The organism is Hymenobacter convexus (assembly GCF_030580955.1).
GTDB lineage: Bacteria > Bacteroidota > Bacteroidia > Cytophagales > Hymenobacteraceae > Hymenobacter.
The window spans coordinates 162,537-180,388 of the sequence record NZ_JAUQON010000008.1 but is presented as its reverse complement, the minus strand read 5'-3'; the positions used below and the strand labels follow the sequence as shown (position 1 = coordinate 180,388).

At 62.0% G+C, this 17,852-nt stretch carries 16 protein-coding genes; 5 read left to right on the top strand and 11 right to left on the bottom strand.

The features are described 5' to 3' along the window. Positions 1–9: 9 nt before the first annotated feature. From Q4S41_RS17555 to Q4S41_RS17545, 3 genes are all read right to left on the bottom strand, one after another. Entirely contained in the window at positions 10–447 is a 438-nt protein-coding gene (locus Q4S41_RS17555) for a BLUF domain-containing protein (protein ID WP_305032440.1), read from the bottom strand. A gap of 88 nt (positions 448–535) precedes the next feature. After that, entirely contained in the window at positions 536–1,840 is a 1,305-nt protein-coding gene (hutF, locus tag Q4S41_RS17550; RefSeq protein WP_305032439.1) for a formimidoylglutamate deiminase, read from the bottom strand. 46 nt (positions 1,841–1,886) lie between these two features. Continuing rightward, positions 1,887–2,690, bottom strand: coding sequence for an N-formylglutamate amidohydrolase (locus Q4S41_RS17545; RefSeq protein WP_305032438.1), 804 nt, complete (start codon positions 2,688–2,690; stop codon positions 1,887–1,889). 252 nt (positions 2,691–2,942) lie between these two features. On the opposite strand from Q4S41_RS17545, the gene dnaN reads away from it, so the two are divergent. Then, entirely contained in the window at positions 2,943–4,067 is a 1,125-nt protein-coding gene (gene dnaN, locus Q4S41_RS17540; protein ID WP_305011918.1) for a DNA polymerase III subunit beta, read from the top strand. A 137-nt stretch (positions 4,068–4,204) separates the two neighbouring features. Beyond that, the gene (gene gldC / locus Q4S41_RS17535; protein ID WP_305032437.1) at positions 4,205–4,540 is read left to right on the top strand and encodes a gliding motility protein GldC; all 336 of its coding nucleotides are present in this window, start codon (positions 4,205–4,207) and stop codon (positions 4,538–4,540) included. A 116-nt stretch (positions 4,541–4,656) separates the two neighbouring features. Here gldC and Q4S41_RS17530 read toward each other — a convergent pair whose 3' ends face one another. From Q4S41_RS17530 to Q4S41_RS17510, 5 genes are all read right to left on the bottom strand, one after another. Continuing rightward, a complete protein-coding gene (locus Q4S41_RS17530; protein WP_305032436.1) occupies positions 4,657–5,205 on the bottom strand; it encodes a hypothetical protein in 549 nt (182 codons plus the stop codon). Positions 5,206–5,337: 132 nt separating this feature from the next. Beyond that, positions 5,338–5,874 (bottom strand): dCTP deaminase, encoded by a 537-nt coding sequence (dcd, locus tag Q4S41_RS17525; protein ID WP_305032435.1) that lies wholly within the window; start codon positions 5,872–5,874, stop codon positions 5,338–5,340. 91 nt (positions 5,875–5,965) lie between these two features. Continuing rightward, positions 5,966–6,859, bottom strand: coding sequence for a hypothetical protein (locus Q4S41_RS17520; RefSeq protein ID WP_305032434.1), 894 nt, complete (start codon positions 6,857–6,859; stop codon positions 5,966–5,968). A 135-nt stretch (positions 6,860–6,994) separates the two neighbouring features. Continuing rightward, positions 6,995–8,296, bottom strand: coding sequence for a glutamate-1-semialdehyde 2,1-aminomutase (gene hemL / locus Q4S41_RS17515; protein ID WP_305032433.1), 1,302 nt, complete (start codon positions 8,294–8,296; stop codon positions 6,995–6,997). Between the two features lie 173 nt (positions 8,297–8,469). Then, positions 8,470–10,206 (bottom strand): ABC transporter substrate-binding protein, encoded by a 1,737-nt coding sequence (locus Q4S41_RS17510; RefSeq protein ID WP_305032432.1) that lies wholly within the window; start codon positions 10,204–10,206, stop codon positions 8,470–8,472. A 145-nt stretch (positions 10,207–10,351) separates the two neighbouring features. On the opposite strand from Q4S41_RS17510, the gene Q4S41_RS17505 reads away from it, so the two are divergent. Next, on the top strand, positions 10,352–11,029 hold the full coding sequence (locus Q4S41_RS17505) for a DUF1361 domain-containing protein (protein ID WP_305032431.1): 678 nt from the start codon (positions 10,352–10,354) through the stop codon (positions 11,027–11,029). Between the two features lie 137 nt (positions 11,030–11,166). On the opposite strand, the gene Q4S41_RS17500 is transcribed toward Q4S41_RS17505, so the two are convergent. Beyond that, complete coding sequence (locus Q4S41_RS17500) at positions 11,167–11,676, bottom strand: DUF1648 domain-containing protein (protein ID WP_305032430.1); 510 nt, start codon at positions 11,674–11,676, stop codon at positions 11,167–11,169. 87 nt (positions 11,677–11,763) lie between these two features. Beyond that, positions 11,764–12,189 carry a DUF1810 domain-containing protein gene (locus Q4S41_RS17495; RefSeq protein ID WP_305032429.1) on the bottom strand — a complete coding sequence of 142 codons (426 nt, stop codon included), beginning with the start codon at positions 12,187–12,189 and terminating at the stop codon, positions 11,764–11,766. A 241-nt stretch (positions 12,190–12,430) separates the two neighbouring features. On the opposite strand from Q4S41_RS17495, the gene Q4S41_RS17490 reads away from it, so the two are divergent. Both Q4S41_RS17490 and dgt read left to right on the top strand, forming a co-directional pair. Further along, positions 12,431–15,442: a M1 family metallopeptidase gene (locus tag Q4S41_RS17490; protein ID WP_305032428.1), complete on the top strand. Its 3,012-nt coding sequence runs from the start codon at positions 12,431–12,433 to the stop codon at positions 15,440–15,442. A gap of 133 nt (positions 15,443–15,575) precedes the next feature. Then, a complete protein-coding gene (gene dgt, locus Q4S41_RS17485) occupies positions 15,576–16,943 on the top strand; it encodes a dGTP triphosphohydrolase (protein ID WP_305032427.1) in 1,368 nt (455 codons plus the stop codon). A gap of 46 nt (positions 16,944–16,989) precedes the next feature. Here dgt and Q4S41_RS17480 read toward each other — a convergent pair whose 3' ends face one another. Then, positions 16,990–17,703, bottom strand: coding sequence for a type 1 glutamine amidotransferase (locus tag Q4S41_RS17480; RefSeq protein ID WP_305032426.1), 714 nt, complete (start codon positions 17,701–17,703; stop codon positions 16,990–16,992). Positions 17,704–17,852 lie beyond the last annotated feature (149 nt).

Sequence of the window (17,852 nt, the reverse complement as noted above, 5' to 3'; positions counted from 1 at the left end):
ACTGCCTGCTCAGAGGTGAATCGTGTCATCGGCTACGAAGCTGGCCAACACCGCGTGCAAACCCGCATCGGCGTTCTGGGTTGGTTGATTCAGATAACCGTCTTTGGCGGGGTCGACGTAACCTTGGAGGTGCGTGAACTCCTCGGGATTCAAAGATTTGAAGCCCATCGACCATTGTGAAAAATTTCGCGCGGCAATGGGCCCATCGGATAATTTTACTACCCGGCCGTGCCGCGCATCCTGCGCAATGCGGGTGAAAATGTAGCTCACTTCCTCTTCGGTGCCTTCCAGCACCTGCATGATGTCGCCGTTACTGTACAGCAGCAGCCCGGTAAGCCCGTGCCCGTGGTTCCAGGCTCGCGACTGGGTGAGCAACGAGGTTAATTCGGCTTCGTTCAGCCCGGTAGTAGCTGAGCTTTGATAAACTAAATGGTGTAAAGATGTCATAAGTGGAAAGGCGTGCATTCAGGCAGCAAATAACCTTGCTTGCCGGAGCCTTCGCAATGGCCGAGGTTATAATTATTTGCCAGGAAGCTTATCTGTCTCTCCGATAGGCCCACTGCCCATCCACCAGCGTGCCGAGGATAGCCGACGGGTCGGCGGTGTACACCACGGCGGGCAGTAGGTGCTGCTGCCCGGCCTGCGCCAGCAATGGGTGACTGGAATCGTATACCACCGCATCGAGCGGCTGGCCGAGGGCGAAATAATCCGTAGGGGTGCGCCCGGCGGCTTTGTGCCCGGCGAAGAACGTCTTGTCGACCAGCACCGAAGCGCCATCGGCGAAGATGTTGCGGCGGCGGTGGATGAGCCGCTGGGCGTAGTCGAGCCAGCGCAGGTCTTCCAACGGGTTGAGGCTGATGTGGCTGTCGGTGCCGATGGACCAGCGGCCGCCGGCTTCGGCGTACTCCACGAGCGGGAAAATGCCGTCGCCTAAGTTGCCTTCGGTGCCGGGGCAGAGCACAACCTGCGCGCCGGAGCGGGCCAGGCGCGTTGTCTCATCTGTGGTCATGTGGGTGCAGTGCACGAGGTGGAACCGGTCGTTGAGCGGTAGGTTGTCGAGCAGCCACTCCACGGGGCGGGCACCCAGGTGGGCTAGGCTGCGCTCCACCTCCAGGGTTTGCTCGGCGGCATGGAGGTGGAAGGGCAGGTCGGCAGGCCCCTGGGCGTGGGTGGCCAGCACGTCGGCCGCCTCCACGGCCCGGAGCGAATGCACACCGAAGCCCAGGCTGGCGCGCTCGTAGTGCTTCACGGCATCGCGGTTTGCCCCCAGCAGGCGCAGGTATTCATCCACCGTATTTGAGATGAACCGGCGTTGCCGGGGCTGGGGTTCGCGGCCGAAATCCCCTTTCTGGTAAAACACCGGCACCAGCGTGATTTTAATACCGGCCGTGCGGGCGGCGGCCACCAGGCGCTCGCCCATTTCGGCCAGGTTGGCGTAAGGGCGGCCGGTAGGGTCGTGGTGCAGGTAGTGAAACTCGACTACCGACGTGTAGCCGTTGCGCAGCAGATGGCGGTACAAGGTGGTGGCCACCTGCTCATTCTGCTCGGGGCTGAATGTTTCGGCGCAGGCGTACATGGCTTCGCGCCAGCTCCAGAAATCGTCGCGCGCGCCCACAGCATGTTGCTCGGCCTGCCCCGCCATGCCATATTGGAAAGCGTGCGAATGAGCGTTCTGGAAGCCCGGCAAGGCCACGCCGGCCACTGGTTGCACGGCCGCGCCGGGCTCGGCCGGCGGCTCTGATTCCAGGTATCCAATAAGGCCCTGCGCATCAATACCAACGTAGGCCGGGCTGAGCCAGCCATCTTTCAAAAGCAGGGAAGCAAAATGGTAGTACTCCATGGGCGAGCGGCCGGATAGGGCTGGCGAAGCAGCCGGTTGGTTGTTTTTAATATGGCTTGAGCATCTGGCTCAGTGTGAGCAGCGTTTGGCGCAACACCGCTCGCACTTGCGCGGCGCGCGATTCATCGTAAGCCCGCTCTGCGTCGTCCAGATACAGGTTTTTGGACATTTCGAGTTGGAGCGCGTGCTGCCGGGCTTCGGGGCGGCCGAAGTGCCGCGTGATGTAGCCGCCCTTGAAAGGCGTGTTGTGGCGAAGCGAGAACGGACCCGCGCCCAACTGCTGCAAGGCCGCGCCAATGACTTCGGCCGAAGCCGAGGTTTCGTCGGCGCTGCCGAGAATCAAATCCGGGAACGGCCCGGCGTGAATGGACGGCACCGCGCGCCGGATGGAATGGCAGTCCCAGAGCAATACCTCGCCAAACAGGACGTGGGTGTCGTCCAGCAATTCCTGCAGCGCCTGGTGGTAGGGTTCAAAATACAGGGTTTTGCGCCGGACTACTTCGGCGGGTGCCACCTCAGGCCGCTCGTCGGTATAGATGGGCTCGCCGAGAAAGGTGGTGCTGGTGCAGAGGCCCGTGAGCACGCGGCCGTCGTGGTAGAGCGGGCTGCTGTCAGGGTTGCGGTTGAGGTCGACGACCCACCGGCTGTAGTTGGCTTTAATGATGGGAATGCCCAACTCAGTGGCAAAGTCATAGAGCTGATGCACAAACCAGTCGGTATCGTCAGGCGGCAGCAGGTTGGGTTTCAACTCGGCGCGGATGTCATCCGGGAATTCGGTGCCGGCGTGGGGCACGCTGATGACGATGGGAACCCGTGGCGCCGTGAGCGGCGCAATCTCAAAAAGCTTCATGGTTTTCGGGTGAGCCAGCCGGGTTGCTGCTTAATTTCTTTGGCAAAACAACTGTCCTTTCAATCAATGAGCGAAGGTAAGCCGGTTTTTTACCGCCAGAGTTGGTCCGCAACTCGATGGACGGCCGTACTTAATGAAACGGCCGGCCAGCCCCCGCCAAAAGAAGTATTGCCCCCGGCCGGCTGTCCTTTTCAAAGCCCAACCCCACCCCCTATCTTTGCCCTCCCTAATTCCTAGCCTTAGCCTCGCACCATGAAATTCATTGTTTCCTCCTCCGCGCTGCTCAAGCAGCTGCAAAGCATCAACGGCGTGGTTACGAACAACCCCGTGGTGCCCATTCTGGAGAACTTTCTCTTTGAGATTGAGGCCGGTAAGCTCACCATCACCGCCTCCGACCTGGAGACGAGTATGATTACCGAGCTGCCCGTGGAGGCCCGCGACACCGGCCGCATTGCCGCGCCCGCCCGCATCCTGCTCGATACCCTCAAGAACCTGCCCGACCAGCCCGTGACCTTCACGCTGGACGAGGAAACATATACCATCGAAATCAGCTCTTCCAACGGGCGCTACAAGCTGGCCGGCGAGAACGCCGCCGACTTCCCCCGCGTGCCGGTGGTGAAGGGCTCGGCCCCGATTGAGATGCCCTCGTCGTCGCTGGCCCGGGCCATTAACAAAACCATTTTCGCGGTGAGCACCGACGAACTGCGCCCGGCCATGACCGGCATTCTGGTGCAGCTGGCCGACTCGCAGGTGACCTTCGTGGCCACCGACGGGCACCGCCTGCTGCGCTACCGCCGCCAGGACGTGGGCGCCGGCCAAACCGCCAACCTCATTATCCCCCGCAAAGCCTTCAACCTGCTGAAAGGCACGCTGCCCTCCGAGGCTACGCCGGTGAAGATGGAGTTTAATCAAAGCAACGCCTTTTTCAGCTTCAACCAGATGCGCCTCGTGTGCCGCCTCATTGACGAGCGGTACCCGGACTACGAGAACGTGATTCCGGTGAGCAACCCCAACAAGCTCATCATCAACCGCTCGGAACTGCTGAATTCGGTGCGCCGCATCAGCATCTACTCCAACAAAACTACCCACCAGGTGCGCCTGCGCCTCGCTGGTTCGGAGCTGGTGGTTTCGGCCGAAGACCTCGATTTCAGCAACGAAGCCAAGGAAACCCTCACCTGCCAGTACGACGGCGAGGACATGGAAATCGGCTTCAACGCCCGCTTCCTGCTTGAAATGCTCTCGAACATCGACTCCGAGGAAATCACGCTGGAACTGAGCACGCCCAACCGCGCCGGCCTGCTCATGCCCACCACCCCCGACGACAACGAAAGCATCCTGATGCTGGTGATGCCGGTGATGCTGAATAACTACGTCTAAACTTTTATTGCACTGACTCAGAACGTCATGCTGAGCGCAGTCGAAGCATCTCTACCGCGCAAGTAACTTGATTACTGCTGCACGCGAGATGCTTCGACTGCGCTCAGCATGACGTTCTGCTTTCTTCTTTACAACCCATGAAAAAATCAGAAATCCGCTTCAGCATTGCTCTCGACGACAACAAAGTACCCGAGGCCATCAGTTGGTCGGCCACCGACGCGGGGCCGGATATTCACTTCGCCAAGGCCATCAACATCGCGCTGTGGGACCGGGAGCAGGTAGGTACCATGAAAATCGACCTTTGGACCAAGGACATGCCCGTGGACGAGATGAAGCGCTTCGTGGTGGATAACATTGGTTCGATGGCTGAGAACATCGTGACCGCCACCGACGACAAAGAAATGGCCATGAAGATGCGCGCGCTCTGCAAGGAGCTGTCGGAGTATCTGGACAAGCAGGAACAGGGGCAATAGCCCGGCAGCACTTGCTATAGCTTGTGCTTCTCTAAAAATACGTAATGACGAAAGAGCCCCGCCGGCAATGCCAGCGGGGCTCTTTCGTCATTACGTAGTGTAGCTAAAGAAGTGAACTACCGAGCGTTGCGGCCCAGGTTTCCGGCCGGGCGGTTAGCTGGCCGTTCGGGCGTGGGGGCAATAGTGGCATCGTTGGCCCGGGCGGGGCTGGGGTTCTGCACCGAGTTAGTCAGCAAAATGCTGGCCGACTGCGATGCATAATCCTTGTCGTACCGGTAGTAGGTGGCGCGGGAACCGAAGTAGCTGCTGTACTGGTCGTTGCTGAGCACGGCCATCAGTTCCTTGTCGCGCTCCTTGCACACACCGTTGCATTCTTCGTCGATAAGCTTTTGATTGCCCGCATTCTTGCGCTCAATGGCGGCCATCTTGGCCACTTTATCGGCATTGATGGCGCGGAGCTTGGTTGCCTGGTAATTGTTCAGGTGCAGGTCGCGCACCATGTGGTTGCTAAGCCGGTCGGCGCGCTCGGCCACGGGATTGAGGCGCGGGCTCGACTGGGTTTTGTCCTGTGGCTGGACGTTGGAAGCGCGGGAGGCCTGCTGGGCGCTGGCCGAGCCAGCTAGCAACGCCAGAATCAGGGAAGCAAATGCTGTTTTCGTAGTCATCGTCGTAGGGGGCTTTGGTAACACACTGACGCAAGGACCGGGCCAGAGTAGAGGGGCTCAGTATGGGTTTAAACGCACCAAACGATGTTCCGGTTCGGAATTAACCCGACTACATAGCCCCAGCCGAATATGCTACCATTGGTTTTTCCACATCATCGACTCCACTGGTTTGTCGGTCCGGTCGTTGTATTTGGCGTTTTGCTTGCGGTTGTAGAAGGTCGCCACATCGCCCTGCACCACGAAATAAATTAATTGGCCAATGGGCATGTTGCGGTAAACCCGCACGGGCATCGACACGCTGATTTCCAGCGTCCAGTGGTTGCAAAAGCCCACGTCGCCCTTGCCGGCGGTGGCATGAATGTCGATGCCGAGGCGGCCCACGCTGCTCTTGCCTTCGAGGAAAGGCACGGTGGCGTGGGTTTCGGTGTACTCCTGCGTCACGCCCAGGTAGAGCTTGCCGGGTTCCAGCACGAAACCTTCTTCGGGGATTTCGAAAGTGTCGATTTCGTTGTGCTTGCGCGCGTCCAGCACCGCGTCGCGGTAGGTGGCCAGGTACTTGCCCAGGTGCACATCGTAGGAGTTGGTGCCCAGGCAGCTACGGTCGTAAGGCTCGATAACGATGGTCCCTTTTTCGATTTCCGCGAGGATTTGCTGGTCGGTAAGAATCATGAAATGGTGGGGGTACTTTTTTAAACGTCTTGTTTATTAGAGCGGCATGCGGCGCACAGCGAAGCATGCCGCTCTTTTTAAGCTTATTTGCTCAGTCATCCTCGTGCCGCGCCGGGCCGGCGGGCTCAAAGTCATCGTCTTCGTCCTCGTCGTAGCGGTCTTCGCGCAGGCCGGGCGAGCGGGTGGGCCGCAGCCGGCTGGCCAGGCTGCGTGGCTCGGGTTCGGGCTCCGGCTCGGCGGCCAGGTTGTTGATGCGGCGGCTGAGGGCGGGCAGCACGTTGGTGGTCAAGTAGAGCAGGGTCAGGAAACTGCCCAGGCTGAGCAGAAACGTGAAATAGTCGAGCCAGTCGTGGCGCGGCGCGGGGCCACTCACGACGGGGGCACTCGTGAGCGGCGCCTCATCAGAAGCAACCGGAGTTTCGGCTTCCGGGCTGCCGGGGTTTGGGGCGGCGGTGGTGAGTGGCGCCGTGACGGGCGCTTCCGGTTGGGCTTCGGTTTCGGCCGCTTCGGCGGCCGGGCCGGCGGGCTGGCCGGAATCATTGAACTGGGCCGAAGCCTGCTGAATGAGCCGCTGCTCGGCCCGGATGAGGGCCACCCGCTCGTCGCGCGGCAGGTTGTGGATGAAGAACTCGAAGTTCTTGTCCAGCAGCACCGATTTGAGCTGTTTGTCGAACTCAGCCAGAGTCATTGGCCCGTTGCCGAAACGGTTTTTGTACCGCTCGGCGATGCCGTTGTAGTTCATAAACAGCTGCTTGAGCGCAGCATTGGTACCGAAGCCATCGAACTGGCGGCGAGCGGCGGCGGTGCGCAGCGTGAGCGGGAATTTGCCGCGGGTGAACGACTTGTCGTACACCGTTTCCATGGTGCGGAAGTTCAGCTCGTCGATGGTTTTATCGAAGAGGCGCTTGTTGGCCTGGGCGGGCGTTTCGGCACGGGCCAGTGGCCCAAGCAGCAGCAGGAGAGCCAGAAAAAGCTGTTTTACCATGGCGCAAAGGTATAGCGCAAGGTTACGCAAGGTGAAAAAAGGTTTCGCAAGGTTGAGTTGAACGTCAGCTTTGCGAGCCGAAAGGAGACGTATTCAAACCTTGCGAAACCTCTTTTCACCTTGCGAAACCTCGCGCTACTGGGCGCGATGGGCTTCTATCAGCGACTCGCGGCAGGCCTTCAGGTAAATTTCCACCAACTCGTCGGTGATGGCCGTGGACACGAACAGGGCCTCAAACTGCGAGGGGGCCAGATAGATGCCACGGTCCAGCATGGCGTGGAAGTAGCGGCCGAACGCGGCGGTATCGCACTTCTTGGCGTCGTCGAGGTTAGTGACGGGCTCGGAGGTGAAAAACAGGCTGAACATGGAGCCTACCCGGTTCACGGTGTAGTTCAGGCCCAGTTCGGCGGCAATCTGGCGGGTGCCGTCGGCGAGGCGGGCGCTGTTGGCTTCGAGGGCGGTGTAGAGCTCGGGGTGCTCGTGCAGGTAGCGCAGCTGGGCCATGCCGGCGGCGGTGGCCATGGGGTTGCCGGAGAGCGTACCGGCCTGGTATACCTTGCCCGCGGGCGCCACGCAGTTCATGATGTCTTCGCGGCCGCCATAGGCGCCCACCGGCAGGCCACCGCCGATGATTTTGCCCAGCGTCGTCATGTCGGCCGTGATGCCGTAGAGCTGCTGCGCGCCGCCCGGCGCGAGGCGGAAACCGGTCATTACTTCATCGAAAATAAGAACGATGCCGTGCTCGGTACACAGGGCACGAAGGGCTTGCAGGAAACTTTCGGCCGGAGCCACAAGGCCCATGTTGCCTACCACAGGCTCCAGGATTAGGGCGGCAATCTGGCCGGGGTTGGCGGCGATGAGGGCCTCGACGGCGGGCAGGTCGTTGTAGGGCGCAGTGAGGGTATCCTGGGCCACACCCTGGGTCACGCCGGCCGAATCGGGCTCGCCGGCGGTGAGGGCGCCGCTGCCGGCCGCAATCAGGAAGGCGTCGCCGTGGCCGTGGTAGCAGCCTTCAAACTTGATGATTTTGTTGCGGCCCGTGTAGCCGCGTGCGGCCCGGATGGCCGACATGCACGCTTCCGTGCCGGAGTTCACGAGGCGGACCTTCTCAATGCTGGGCACCATTTGCCGAATCAGTTCGGCCATTTCTACCTCGCGATGAGTGGGCGCGCCGAAGCTCAGCGAATGCGGCAGGGCTTCTTTCACGGCGTCGAGCACCACGGCCGGGGCGTGGCCGAGAATCATCGGCCCCCAGGAGTTGATGAAGTCCACATAGCGGTTGCCGTCGACGTCGGTGAGCCAGGCGCCGCTGGCGCTTTGCATAAACACCGGCGAGCCGCCCACCGAGCGAAAGGCCCGCACCGGCGAGTTAACGCCGCCGGGAATGAGCGTTTTGGCGCGTTCGAAGAGAGCAGCGGAAGTGGTGAGGTTGAGCATGTTAGAAATCAAATTAAAAATCAAAAATTGAATGAATAAGAACGTCATGCTGAGCGCAGCCGAAGCATCTCTACCGCAGTAGTAATCCCTTTCGATTGGATTAGTATTGCGGTAGAGATGCTTCGGCTGCGCTCAGCATGACGGGCTGTTTTTTGTAAAGCCAGACAAGGCACCTACCGCAGCACCTGCAGCTCCAGGTTGCTGAGCTTGACGATGGGCACCACCTGGTTGTCGTGGGCGCCGCCGGTGTAGTTCATGCCATCGAAGATGACGCCCGGCATGGCACCGGCACTGGCCAAGTTGGCCTGGAAAGCCGGGCCGTACTGGAACAGCGCCGTGCCGAAATACATCAGCAGCTCGAAGCCCTGGCTGGCGAACAGCGACGGCGGCAGGTGCTGACGCTGCAAATACAACTGCCGGAAGCGGCGGAAGCCCGGACCCTGCTCGTCGTAGTATTTGGGCTGGATGAAATACACGCCCGGCATGCCGAGCTGCGACACGTCGAGGCGCGGGTTTTCGAGCCAGGAGCCGGGAGCCAGCAGCGGCACCCGCGTGGCAGCGGGCTGCTGCTGCCACTGGCTGAAGGTGTAAGGCCCCAGCCGGCGGTTGTCGGAAAACACCATCAGGTGGCTGGCGTTGGGCAGGTCGAGGGCGGCGAAGGCGGTGCTCAGGCTTTCGTCCACGTCGGGGTTGAAGCGGCGGACCAGGCCGATTTTGCCGCCCTGGCTTTCGTATTCGGCCTTGTAGGCGTTGGCGAAAGCGGCGTCATCCTTGCTGTCTTCGTGCAGCAGCACGCCCGGGCGCCCCCCGCCGAACGACGTGAGGGCAAACTGCGCAGCTACCCGGCCCTGCGTGGCGGTGCTGGGCGAAAAAAGGTAGTGCCAGGGGTTATCAATCACCAAATCAGCATCCTGCGAAAGCGGGTTGACGCAGATAATCTGGTGCTCGCGGGCGTAGCGGCCCAGCAGCTTGGCGCCCGACTTATACACTGGGCCAATGAGCAAATCCATGCTGGCCAACTCGGGCAGGGCTAGCACCTGCTTGAGGGTCAGGGTGTCGGCGCCGGTGTCGTAGGCGAAAAGCTGGAGCGGGCGGCCGGCGCGCTGCAGGCTGTCCTGGGCCAGCCGCAGGCCGGCGTATAGGTCGGTCACAAACTGGTTTTTGCGCACCGTCTGCCAGCTCGGGTCGTTCAGCTCGAAGGGCAGCAGCACGGCCACGTTGTAGCTGCTTTTTTTGGCCACGGTGCGGGGCCGCGGCGTGTAGCGGTTGCGGTCGAGGCCGAATTTGGTGATGAGGTCGTTGAGCTGGCCCTGGTCGGCGTCGGTGTAGGCGCCGCCGAACACGAGGCGGTCGGCGTAAGCGCGGGCCAGTGTGGCGTCGTCGGGGTAGCGGCGCAGGTTGCGCAGCCACGTGTTGCGCTCCTTGATGCGCGGCAGATAGGTGGCTTTCATGCCCTCGCGCTCGGGGCCAAACTTGCCGGCGGGCAGTGCGGCCAGGGTTTTCAGGGCCGTGTCAAAATCCTCCTGCTCAAAGGAAACCTGGCCTTGCAGCAGCAGCGCATCGGGTAGGTTCGGGTAGGTGGGGTACTCGGTGCGCAGCAGGTTGAGGAGCTGTTCGGCCTCGGGCCACTGCTTGAGGCGGGCGGCGGCCACGGCGGCCAGGTAGGCGGCATCGGCGGCACGGGCGAAGCGGGCGGTGGGCTGGGCCAGCGGCTCCAGCTGCGCCAGGGCGGCGGCGTAGTTGCCCTGGTCGAGCTGGGCTTTGGCGGTGCGGTAGCGGGCGGTAGGGTCGGCGGCCGGGGGCGCGGCGGGGCGCGGTTTGGCCGGCGTCTGGGCAAGGGCGGGCGCGCTCAGCAGCAGGCCGGCCACCAGCCACCGAAACGAATGAAGCCGCGTAAAAGGAAATAACATCAAGCCAGGAAAAGGGCTTTCCTTCTATGGAAAGCAACGCAAAATTAGCCACAAAAGCGGGCGCCTGGCCCGCCGTAGGGTCGGGGCGTATACGCAACCCTCGGCCCGGGGCGTTATCTTTCCTCACTCACCATTGCTGCCTGCCGTGTTGCTCACTTCCGCCCTCCCCCTCTCGCGCACCCGCCTCACGCTCATGTTCGTGCTCGGCACCTCGCTCACGCTCAGCTTCCTGCTGATTGTGGGACGCGTGCTGATGACGGGCCATTACACGTTCCTGTTCCTGATTTGGAACTTGTTTCTGGCCGTTATTCCCTTCGCCCTGAGCACCTTGCTCGGCATCGCCCAGGGGCCGCTGCAAACCCGGATGCTGGTGCCGGTAGGCGCGGTGTGGCTGCTGTTTTTCCCCAACGCGCCCTACATCCTCACCGATTTGTTCCACCTCGACACCCGCCCCGGCGTGCCGCAGTGGTACGATTTGGCCCTCATCCTGAGCTGCGCCTGGAACGGCCTGATGCTGGCCTACGCGTCGCTGTCCGACATGCAGCGGCTGGTGCAGGCGCGGCTGGGCTTCTGGCCGGGGTGGGCGTTTGCCACGGTGGCGCTGCTGCTTAGTAGCTTCGGCATCTATTTGGGCCGCTACCTGCGCTTCAATTCCTGGGACATTTTGACTAATCCGCTCACGCTGTTCTACGACATTGTGAACCGGATTCTGCACCCCTTCTCCTTCCCCGGTACCTGGGGCGTGACACTGGTTTTCGGGCTTTTCCTGCTGGTGGGCTATGGCACGGTGCGGCTCATGGGCCGGGCGCAGGAGGATGTGTAACGGTTACGCAGTTGCTGTAAAGCCGTCATGCAGAGCGGAGCGAAGCATCTTGCCCGCCACCACTAATTCTGTCGATTGGCTTACTGCTTCGTCAAAGACGCTTCTTAGCGCTCTGCATGACGTTCTGGCGCCAAAGCTTAATTTCTCGCCACCGTCCACCAATACCACAACCCCGGCAGCGCCAATAGCAACCCGAAATCAATGGGCATCGACCACGTGCCCAGTCCTTTTGCTTGCCCGGTAGCCACCTGCGCGGTTTGATACAGAAGCTGCACAAACACCAGCACAAACCCGATTCGCAGGCTCCGGGCCACTCGGATGGCACCGCGGTACTGGCCAAGCGCATTAGCGGGCGTGATGGTGACGGGATAATTCAAGGCGCGTGGGTTTCTGCCTACGGCATTTGCGACCACCGTCATCGCCGCAAACAGCGCGGTGGCCATGAGCGATAACACGGCCAAGGTGCCCTTTTCGTCGTAGCGGTCAGGTTCGCCGGCGGCGTTGAAATGTATTGGAATGGTATCGGGCAGGCGGAAAAGATACCAGGTGGTGAGGGCCCAAAGGGCCGCCAGCGCACCCCAGGCGGCTACATCGGCAGCCTTGTCGGCGGGCGTCTGGGGCACCTCGATTTTCGGTCTCGATTCCATTTTGAGGTAGAAATTGGACTTTGGTTCTTGCTGCCTCAGTAATCGCCGAAGCCAATCGGTCATTACCAGCGCAGACCAAAAATTCACTCAGCCGGCAATGATGCGCAAGGTTTTCTCGTCCTGCTTGCCGCTATAAAACTTATCCAGCACCTGCCGAAAAACCGCCGGGGCGCCGGGCAACGACGCGAATAAGGTCATGGACGATTGCAGCTTCATGTCGTCGGGGCTGCCGAGAATGGCGTGCGCGTCGTTCGATTGCAGCGCCAGCAAGGCCGCACTGATGTCCACCAGCCGCTGGCCCAACACCGGGTGTTGGGCGTAGGCCTCGGCTTCGCGCAGGTCTTTTATCGCGTAAAACCGGGCGGTTTCGCTCAGGCCCAGGCCCTGAATTTGGGGGAAGACGTACCACATCCAGTGCGTGCGCTTGCGGCCGCTTTTAATTTCGGAGAGGGCGTCCTGGTAGTTGGCGGCCTGCGCGTCGAGGAATCGGGTTAAGCTGTTCTTGCTGTCCATCCGAAGTAAAGCGTTTGGAAAAATGGGAAACGGCCAGCCTACGCGTGGCACGTAAGATGACAGACGAAAAAAACGGTCGAGGGCGCCAAGATAGCCGGCCGTGGCCTGAATAGTAGTCAGTAATGGCCTGCTGAGGTCGATTGAACGACCTCTCCAACCCGGGCTAATTCAACTACTCCGGCGGCATACCGTAGCTTCGTACCAGCATATAGCCTTCCCCACTGGCCCGCCCGCCGCTCGCATGAACAAACTCCTACCCCTCGCCCTCCTGGCCCTTCTACCCGGCCTCACCCTGGCCCAACGCCGCCCCAAACTCAAGCCAGCCGCGCCGGTGAAAGTAGCCACCGGCCCCTACTTTCAGCAGGAAGTTAATTATTCCATTGATGTGAAGCTGGATGACAAGGCACACCAGCTGCGCGGCCACGAGGAATTGACTTACCTCAACAACTCACCGCAGGCGCTGAGCTTCATCTGGTTTCATCTGTGGCCCAATGCTTACCGCGACAACAACACCGCTTTCGGGCGGGAACAAAAACGGCAGGGCAACCGCAAGTTTCTGTTTGCCAAAGCCGAAGACCGGGGCTTCATCGACAGCCTCGCTTTCCAAGTGAACGGCCAGCCGGCCAAGCTCGAATTCGACCCCGAAAACCCCGACATTGCCAAGCTGGTGCTGCCGCAGGCGCTGGCGCCGGGCGCCACGGCCACCATTGCCACGCCGTTTCGGGTGAAGCTGCCCGCGTCGTTTTCGCGCATGGGGCACGTGGGCCAGAGCTACCAGATTTCGCAGTGGTACCCCAAGCCGGCGGTGCTCGACCGGCGCGGCTGGCACCCCATCCCCTACCTGAGCCAAGGCGAGTTTTATTCGGAATACGGCTCGTTTGATGTGAGCATCACGCTGCCCAGCAACTACACCGTGGGCGCCACCGGCGTGCTGCAAAACCCCGACGAGCAGGCTCGGATGGCCGGTCTGGCCGCCGCCACCGCCCGCAAGAAAACGGCCGACGATTTCGGCAAGGACCTGGCCTTCCCGGCCTCGGCCCCCACCACCAAAACCCTGCGCTACCGGCAGGACCGGGTGCACGACTTCGCCTGGTTTGCCGACAAGCGCTTCAACGTGCTGCGCGACTCGGTGCGGCTGCCCTCGGGGCGCGTGGTCACGTCGTGGGTGCTCTTCACCAACCGGCAGGCCGAGCGGTGGATAAAGGGTTTGCAAGAGGTGAACGACGCCCTCATCAACTACTCGAAATGGGTGGGCGAATACCCTTACGCCAGCGCCACCGCCGTAGACGGCGCCCTCTCGGCCGGCTCCGGCATGGAATACCCCATGGTGACCGTGACCGAGCCCGACGCCATTGTACACGAGGTGGGCCACAACTGGTTTTACGGCATTCTGGGGTCGAATGAGCGCGACTATCCGTGGATGGACGAAGGCGTGAACACCTACGAGCAAATCCGCGTCGAGGAGCTCACCAATCCGCAGGCCGGCATGCTGTCCGTCCTCCAGAAAGTGAAGCCCGTGGCCAACGCTTTCGGCCTCGAAAACCTGCCCGGCACGGCCCTGAGCCAACTGCCCTACCAGGCGCTGGCCACGCGCGGCCTGGCCCAGCCGGTGCAGGGCCCCACCTCGGCCGACTACACGCAGGTAAACTACGCGGCCACGGTGTACGAGAAAACCGGCGTGTCGCTTAAGTACCTGGCCGGCTACCTGGGCCAGGAGAAATTCGACGCTGCCATGCACCTGTACTACACGCGCTGGCAGTTCAAGCACCCCTATCCGGAGGACATGCAGGTCGTGTTTGAGGAAAGCACGGGGCAAAAGCTGGGCTGGTTTTTCCGCGATTTCCTGACCACCGCCCAGCCCTACGAGGCCGACCTGAGTGCCGTGGCCGTGTTCAACGACGTGGTGAAAGTGCTGGTGCGCACCGAATCGGAGCGGCCCTGGTCGGTGCCCGTTTCGACGGTGGACGCGCAGAACAACGTCCTCGAAACCCTCTGGACGCCGCCCTTCGGCAACACCGACCCCAACGCCGACGAGGAAGTGACGAGCCAGTTGAACTTCAAGCGCGACAACGTGGTGGCCGTGGTGGTCGATGCCGGCTACCTCACGCCCCAGCTCAACCGCCGCAACGACCGCCTGCGCCTCGAAAACGGCCCCGGCGACCGGTCCGAGCCCGTGCGCCTGCGCCCGCTTTTCAGCGTGGAGCGCTGGGACAAGGCCACCATCAACTGGCTGCCCGTGGTGGGGGCCAACACGTCCGATAAGCTCATGCTCGGCGCCGCGTTCTACAACAACCCCATCGCGCCCAAGAAGCTGCAGTATCTGGCCATGCCCATGTACAGCTTCAACCGCAACGAGCTCAACGGCATCGGCCGCATCCAGCTGAATTCCTTACCCCAGCGCGGCGCGCGGCAGTTCATCACGGCCCTCACCGTGCAGCGGTTCGAGCGCTATTTCAAGACCGAGCCCAGCTTCACGTTTGTGCTCCCGCACCGCATCGGCTACGTGCCCCAGCAGCAGGTGCAGGTGGCGTTTACGTCCGTCACGGACCAGGACCGCAACCGCACCAGCAGCATCATCACGGGCGAATACTCGGTGCGCCACGACAACGCCATCAACAGCTGGTCGGCCAACGTGGAGCTCAACCACCTGCTGGCCAATGCCACTGAAAGCAACGACCAGGGCGCCATTTTGCTGCGCGCCTCGGCCGCCTTGCAGCACTTCTACACCAAGGACAAGCGCATCCAACTGCGTCTGTTTGGCGGCCGCTTCCTGCAAAGTAGCACCAACACCGGCTTCGTGCTGGGCCTGAGTGGCAGCCCCGACTACCGCCGCCAAACCCCGTTCCTCGACCGCCAGCAGATTTCCCACGCCCTCACTGCCCAGCTGCACCAAACCGACAACCGCGACGGCGCCTTCAAGGCCTTCGTGCCCGTGTACAGCGCGCGCTGGCTCAGCGCCCTCAATGCCCAGATTGACGTGCCCGGCCTGCCGCTGGCCGTTTTCGGCGACGTGGGCGCCACCAGCGAAGGCCAGTTCCTAGCGGGCCGCACCGCGCAGCGCGTGTTCTACGATGCCGGTTTCACGCTGCCCATCGCGCGGCAGATTTTCGAGATTTACGTGCCCGTGGCCGGCTCGCAGTTTGCCGACGGCCTGCCCGGCAGCCGCCAAGAATTCACCGACGGCATCCGCTTCGTGCTGAACCTGAACAAGCTCAGCCCCTTCCGTTTGCTGGATGAGAACCTGACGCGGTAATTTGCCTCGCCTGTCATCCTGAGCGCAGCGAAGGACCTTATCACGCTCAAACGACTTGTTCTGACGTGATAAGGTCCTTCGCTGCGCTCAGGATGACAGAAAACACACTCACATATCCACTCCTTTGGCCCAAATGTCCTGGCCGCGCCTGCTCTCGCCGCGCCGCTTCCCCGACCAAAAGCTCACGACTCCAAACGTCCTCCCCGAGCGCGGCGACTTTGTGCGCGACTACGACCGGGTGGTGTTCAGCTCGGCCTTTCGGCGCTTGCAGCGCAAAACCCAGGTGATGCCCCTGCCCGAAACCGACTTCGTGCACACCCGCCTCACCCACTCGCTCGAAACCGCCGTGGTGGGCCGCTCCCTGGGCCGCCTCGCCGCCCGCCACCTCATGGAGGCCGACGCCGCCCTGGCCCAACAGCTGCCTAACCTCGACCAGGACTGCGGCGACATCGTGGCCGCCGCCTGCTTAGCCCACGACATCGGCAACCCGCCCTTCGGCCATTCCGGCGAGGACGCCATCAGCAGCTACTTCCTCAGCCCTGCCGCCGCCCCATACCTAGCGCAGCTAAGTGCCGCCGAAGTAGCCGATTTGCAGCACTTCGAGGGCAATGCGGCAGGCTTCCGCATCCTCACACACACCTACGCGGCGCACAGCAGCGGCACCGCCGGCCTGGGCCTCACCTACGCTACGCTGGGCGCTTTCACCAAATATCCGAAGCCTAGTCTTGTGCCCGAAGCCGCCAAAGTGGGCGGCGCCTCGGAGAAGAAATACGGCCACTTCCAGACCGAAGCCGCCCGCTTCCAGCACGTGGCCGCCGAGCTGGGTTTGCTGCCCAAAGACGCCGCGGCCGGCTTCTACCACCGCCACCCGCTGGCTTTCCTGGTCGAAGCCGCCGACGACCTCTGCTACCGCATTATCGACTTCGAGGACGGCCTCAAACTGGGCCTTATCGCGCCCGAAACCGGCCTGCCCCTGCTCAAAAAGATGCTCAACGACCCGGCCGGGCGCAAAGGCAGCGTGCAGTGGCACGACTGGCGCGAGGAGTTGGGCTACATCCGCGCCCGCCTCATCGGCAAGCTGGCGGCCGAGCTGGCCGAGTTGTTTGGGCAGCACGCCCCCGCCATCCTCCGCGGCGAGTACGACCAGTCCCTCATCAAAGAGCTCAGCTGCTGGGTCGATTTGCAGGAAGTGCAGCGCCTGAGCATCAACCAGCTCTACCGCAGCCGCCCGGTGCTCGAAATTGAAGCCGCCGGTTTCGAAGTCCTCGGCGGCCTGCTCGACGCATTTCTCGCCGCCGTGTTCGATGCCAGCCAGGGCCACCGTAGCCGCAAGTTGCTGCTGCTCCTGCCTGAGCAGTTCCGCGCCGAAGGCCAGCAAGCCCACGTCTCGGCCTACGAAAAGATTCTGTTGCTCACTGATTTCGTGGCCGGTATGACCGACCAGAACGCACTGAGTTTGTACAAGACCATCAAGGGGATTGAGTTGCCGAAGGGGTTTTAGCAAACCTTTCCGGCAGCCAAGGCGCTGGGCAGTCACGCGCTACGCGCTAAACTGCGGCCAGCGCCTTGGCTGCCGCCTCCCTTTCGTGCAGCGCCACCAGATTCTCCAGTAGCGTTTCCAGCAGTTTGCGCCCCTTCCAGACGGACTTCAGCCGGCCGCGAATTTGCTGCGCCGTCTGCACGAACTCCTGTTCCTCGGCCTGCTCGTGGTTTTCATCGGCTATCAGTTGCTCCACCATAGCCACCGTCATTTCGGGGTGAAACTGCAGGCCAATTACGCCGTCGCCCCACACGAAGCCCTGCGTGGCCGTAGCCGCCGACATGCCTACGCGCAGCGCGCCCGGCGGCACTGTAAACGTATCCAGGTGCCAGTGCAGCACAGCGGCTTTTTCGGGCCATCCGCGCAGCAGCGGATGCTCCAGCGACTTGGCCGAAAACCGCACCGTCCAGAAGCCGATTTCCGGCGCGTGGTTGGGCCGTACCTCGCCACCCAGCGCCTCGGCTACCAACTGCGCCCCCAGGCAAATGGCCAACGTGATTTTGCCCGCCCGCAATGCCTCGCGGATGAATATTTTTTCGTCGCGCAGCCATGGCAGTCGGTCCTCGTCGTGCACACTCATGGCGCCACCCAGAATCAGCAATCCGTCGAAATCGGCCAGCGCCGGAAACACTGGGTTGGGCTCAAACAGCTTTGTGAACGTGAGCGGATGGTCGTGCGCCGCCAGCCAGTCGGCCGCGTGGCCGGGGCCTTCGTGGGGCATGTGTTGGAGGCAGTGGAAGCGCATGTTTATTCCGGCTAATGGTGGCAGAGAAGAACGTCCTGCTGAGCGCAGCCGAAGCATCTCTACCGCGAGAGTAAATGATTACTCTCGCGGTAGAGATGCTTCGGCTGCGCTCAGCAGGACGTTCT

Excerpts from the sequence above, each read along its gene's own strand:
- Q4S41_RS17555 (WP_305032440.1), bottom strand. The coding sequence starts at position 447 with ATGACATCTTTACACCATTTAGTTTATCAAAGCTCAGCTACTACCGGG.
- hutF (WP_305032439.1), bottom strand. The coding sequence starts at position 1,840 with ATGGAGTACTACCATTTTGCTTCCCTGCTTTTGAAAGATGGCTGGCTC.
- Q4S41_RS17545 (WP_305032438.1), bottom strand. The coding sequence starts at position 2,690 with ATGAAGCTTTTTGAGATTGCGCCGCTCACGGCGCCACGGGTTCCCATC.
- dnaN (WP_305011918.1), top strand. The coding sequence starts at position 2,943 with ATGAAATTCATTGTTTCCTCCTCCGCGCTGCTCAAGCAGCTGCAAAGC.
- gldC (WP_305032437.1), top strand. The coding sequence starts at position 4,205 with ATGAAAAAATCAGAAATCCGCTTCAGCATTGCTCTCGACGACAACAAA.
- Q4S41_RS17530 (WP_305032436.1), bottom strand. The coding sequence starts at position 5,205 with ATGACTACGAAAACAGCATTTGCTTCCCTGATTCTGGCGTTGCTAGCT.
- dcd (WP_305032435.1), bottom strand. The coding sequence starts at position 5,874 with ATGATTCTTACCGACCAGCAAATCCTCGCGGAAATCGAAAAAGGGACC.
- Q4S41_RS17520 (WP_305032434.1), bottom strand. The coding sequence starts at position 6,859 with ATGGTAAAACAGCTTTTTCTGGCTCTCCTGCTGCTGCTTGGGCCACTG.
- hemL (WP_305032433.1), bottom strand. The coding sequence starts at position 8,296 with ATGCTCAACCTCACCACTTCCGCTGCTCTCTTCGAACGCGCCAAAACG.
- Q4S41_RS17510 (WP_305032432.1), bottom strand. The coding sequence starts at position 10,206 with ATGTTATTTCCTTTTACGCGGCTTCATTCGTTTCGGTGGCTGGTGGCC.
- Q4S41_RS17500 (WP_305032430.1), bottom strand. The coding sequence starts at position 11,676 with ATGGAATCGAGACCGAAAATCGAGGTGCCCCAGACGCCCGCCGACAAG.
- Q4S41_RS17495 (WP_305032429.1), bottom strand. The coding sequence starts at position 12,189 with ATGGACAGCAAGAACAGCTTAACCCGATTCCTCGACGCGCAGGCCGCC.
- Q4S41_RS17490 (WP_305032428.1), top strand. The coding sequence starts at position 12,431 with ATGAACAAACTCCTACCCCTCGCCCTCCTGGCCCTTCTACCCGGCCTC.
- dgt (WP_305032427.1), top strand. The coding sequence starts at position 15,576 with ATGTCCTGGCCGCGCCTGCTCTCGCCGCGCCGCTTCCCCGACCAAAAG.
- Q4S41_RS17480 (WP_305032426.1), bottom strand. The coding sequence starts at position 17,703 with ATGCCCCACGAAGGCCCCGGCCACGCGGCCGACTGGCTGGCGGCGCAC.